The organism is Streptomyces sp. NPDC050263, assembly GCF_040655955.1.
Lineage (GTDB): Bacteria > Actinomycetota > Actinomycetes > Streptomycetales > Streptomycetaceae > Streptomyces.
Map to the genome: position 1 here is coordinate 1 of NZ_JBFAKW010000250.1, position 3,639 is coordinate 3,639.

General features: G+C 67.9%; 3 protein-coding genes and 1 pseudogene. 3 read left to right on the plus strand and 1 reads right to left on the minus strand.

What is annotated here, in order from left to right; all coding sequences use genetic code 11:
* A pseudogene (locus AB0J04_RS45490) lies at positions 1-370 on the plus strand (hypothetical protein); the annotation flags it as partial.
* A gap of 6 nt (positions 371-376) precedes the next feature.
* Here the strand turns inward: AB0J04_RS45490 and AB0J04_RS45495 are convergent.
* A complete protein-coding gene (locus AB0J04_RS45495) occupies positions 377-1,948 on the minus strand; it encodes an ISL3 family transposase (RefSeq protein ID WP_363174615.1) in 1,572 nt (523 codons plus the stop codon).
* Between the two features lie 360 nt (positions 1,949-2,308).
* On the opposite strand from AB0J04_RS45495, the gene AB0J04_RS45500 reads away from it, so the two are divergent.
* Both AB0J04_RS45500 and AB0J04_RS45505 read left to right on the plus strand, forming a co-directional pair.
* Entirely contained in the window at positions 2,309-2,644 is a 336-nt protein-coding gene (locus AB0J04_RS45500; protein WP_363174616.1) for a metalloregulator ArsR/SmtB family transcription factor, read from the plus strand.
* A 1-nt stretch (position 2,645) separates the two neighbouring features.
* The gene (locus AB0J04_RS45505; RefSeq protein WP_363174617.1) at positions 2,646-3,356 is read left to right on the plus strand and encodes a cation transporter; all 711 of its coding nucleotides are present in this window, start codon (positions 2,646-2,648) and stop codon (positions 3,354-3,356) included.
* Positions 3,357-3,639: the final 283 nt, after the last annotated feature.

Genomic DNA, 3,639 nt, shown 5'->3' on the forward strand with positions numbered 1-3,639 from the left:
CGGGCCAGGTATTGCGTCACAACAACACCAACCCGTGCGGCTCACTCTGCGTTCCGGCTCAGACCGCGATCACTGTCGTACACCACGTCGTTACCGGCTCTGGCGCGATGTCGGGCTGCGCGGGTTCGGGGCAGACCGATTGCCCTCGCCGCGGTTCCGGGGGCGCTGGACGGCTCGGAACGCCGCCTTCACCGACTTCATGGTCAGGACAGGTCAGCGGCTGAGCGAGCAGGCCAGCCTCACGGTCTTCGAGGTTCCCACCGGGCCGGGGCTTGGCGGCTATCGGCGATACTGGCTGCCGTGGGCGATCGCGAAGAACGCCTCGGCCTGTGGACGTTCACGTATTTCGGCTCTGGCGACGATCACGTGACGTTGGTCAAGGAGTCAGCAGTATCCGGAGTCGGAGAAGGTCGAAGTCGGCTCGCCCGTAGCACTGGCGTTTGAGGGGTTTGATGCGCGTCACAGCACCCTCGACAGCGCCTGAGCTGTGTTCCAGGGTCAGCCCGTTGATGACGGCGTCCAGGTCGCGGCGCAAGCCGGTGGCGAGCGTGTGCAGTGCCGGGAGGTGGTCGGCGTCCACGGTGTCCAGCCAGGCCGGAAGATCGGTGCCACGTCGCTGCTGCATGATGGCGGCGAACGCGCGGATGTGGCTGTGCAGGCGTTCCAGATGCTCGCAGCTGGACACTGCGGCTTTCAGCCCGAGTGCGTCGTCCTCGTCGAGGTGGTCTGGGTGGGTGAGCATCCAGCGGCTGACCTGGCGTGGTTTGGGGATCGCCGGGGTGGTCGGCGCGGATTTTGCGGGGCCGTGCTTGCGTCCGTCGCCGTGGGGACGCAGTGGCCGCAGGTAGCGGCGGACGATCTGGACGCTGCCGGTGGAGCCCAGGGCGCGCAGTTCGGCGGTGATGTCCTGGGCGTTGGCGACTCCGGCGATCCAGCGCTGGTTGACGACATCGCGCCAAGGGTCCAGCCGACTGGACCGGTGCTCGGCCTTGGCCGACAGCTCCTCGACGGTGGCGGCGTCGGCGAAGCGGCGCACGGTCTGGATGTCGAGGTTCAACTCGCGGCCGACCGCCGCCCTGGACAAGCCGCGGGCCAGGCATTCCCGCACGTCGGCGTGGCGTTGTCGGGTCCGGGCGGCCGGCGGGTAGTCCCGGCTCGGCGGGCCGGGGATCTCCGGCGGGGGCGTGTGCTCGTCGGGCTCGGCCTCGGGCTGGACTTCGGCCTCGGCGCGAGCTGCCTGACGCAGGCAACCGTGGTGTGCCACGACCGTCTTCTGCGCCGCCTCACACAGGTTCTTCCATAAATGGAAGCGATCTGCGACTTGCGTGGCGTCCGGTGCGCCGGCCCGGACGCCCTCGGCGTAGGCGCCGCCCCGGTCCCGGCACACGATCTCGACGCCGGGATGAGCGGTCAGCCAGTCGGCCAGCGTCTGGGCCTCGCGGTCCGGCAGCACGTCGATCGGCCGGTGCGTTTCCATGTCGATCAGGATCGTGTTGCAGGAGTGACGACGCCGGATCGCGAAGTCGTCGACGCCGAGCACCGTCACCTCCGGAACCTCGGGAGCGGGCTGCGCGCGGATCAGATTGATGAGCAGGTCACGGCAGCAGGGCATACCCAGCCGGGTGGCGAGCCGGGATCCGGCGCGGTCTGCCAGCGCCAGCGCGATCGAAACCAGCGCCTTGGTCAGCGTCGGAGTCCGCCGGGCGAACGGCGAGGTGAGACCCGGGATTTGCTCGCTGAACGTCGCCTGGGAGCAGGCACGGTTGACGCATTTGAAGCGGCGTACCGTCACCACGACCTTCGTCCCGCGTCCGGCAACGGGTGAATCCGCCAGCGAACGGCCGTAACGAGCGTGGACTCGCGAGGACCTCGATCCGCAGCCGGAACACTCCGCGTCCGGCGTGGAAGACCTCACGGACCACGTTACTGATGCCCCGTCGGACTCCATCCGATCGACAGCAACGGCCTTCAGATGCGGAAACAGATTCTCAATACCCCGCGATAAGCACGCTGGCCATCCTCCCCGATCACACAGAGCCCCGAGTACCGCGAGGTGTCGACCAGGGCCATGTCACGTGATCGTCGCCAGAGCCGAAACGCCAGGCTCAAGCGGCGCAACCGCCAACTGGCAGACCACCTCGCCCTCGCTGCTGCACACGTCCAGAAGATCACCTTGGAGAACCAGCGGCTACGGCAGAGACTCGAAGCCGCGACAGGCGTCACCCGCCTCGCCGACCGCATTGCGAGTCGCCGAACACCCCAATAGTTCAGGTTTTCCTGAATCCAGGAATCCTTGTATTGTCGAGGGGTGCTGACCATCGCCCCGGAGGTCGAAGTGCTTGCGCGCTTCGGCCGTGCTCTCGCCGACCCCATCCGCTGCCAACTGCTGCTGGCCCTGCGGGATGCCCCCGCCTATCCGTCCGACTTGGCAGACAAGATCGGCGTCTCCCGGACCAGACTGTCGAACCACCTGGCCTGCCTGCGTGACTGCGGCCTGGTCGTCGCCGTCCCCGACGGCCGCCGCACCCGTTACGAGCTCGCCGACCCACGGCTCGGTCATGCGTTGGATGACCTTCGCACCGCGGTCGTCGCCGTCGAGACCGACCGGACCTGCGTCGATGCCGAGACGAAGGGCTGCTGTTGAGATGACCGCGATATCCCTCGGCCCGTCCCCGGCCCGCCGCGACGTCCTGACGAAGCGAATACGCCTGCTGGTCGCCGCGACGATCACCTACAACGTGATCGAGGCGATCGTCGCCATCACGGCCGGCACCATCGCCTCCTCCACCGCGCTGATCGGATTCGGCTTCGACTCCGTCATCGAGGTCTCCTCCGCCGCCGCGGTGGCCTGGCAGTTCTCCGCGACCGACCACGAGGTCCGCGAAGCCCGCGAGAGGCGCACCCTGCGGATCATCGCCGTCTCCTTCTTCGCTCTCGCCGCCTACGTCACCGTCGACGCTCTCCGGGCCCTGACCGGCACCGGCGAAGCGGAGCACTCCACCCCTGGCATCGTCATTGCCACACTCTCGCTGGCGGTCATGCCATTCCTGTCCGCCGCCCAGCGCAAGGCCGGACGCGAACTGGGCTCCGCCACCGCCGTCGCCGACTCAAAGCAGACCCTGCTCTGCACTTACCTCTCCGCCGTCCTTCTGGTCGGACTCGTAGCCAACAGCCTCCTCGGCTGGTCCTGGGCGGACCCGATCGCCGCCCTCGCTATCGCCGGCGTCGCCGTCAAGGAAGGCCGCGAAGCCTGGCGCGGTGACGCCTGCTGCGGCCCCATCCCGACCGCCAGCACGAAGGCCGCCTCGGAGGCTGACACCTGTGGCTGCAAGCCCGACTGCACCTGCTGCGACTGACTTCCTGCAGACAACGGTTAACGGTCAATCTCAAACAGCAGCCACAACCGTGACCAGCCTCGCGACCTGGCACGGTTCCCCTAATCCAGGGTGTAGGCAGCTTGGTCCGGACCTCGCAATGGCCGAGGAGCTGCCGACAGCCGACAGCCCGCAGCGGAACGCCTTCGGCCTTCACGGCCCTTGAGACCCGGGTCTGTCAAACGAGCGGTGTAACCAGGGTGTTGGGGCTACTGACGGGCTGCTGAGAGTCGGCCGTCGAAGGTGATGTCGAAGGCGTTCAGGG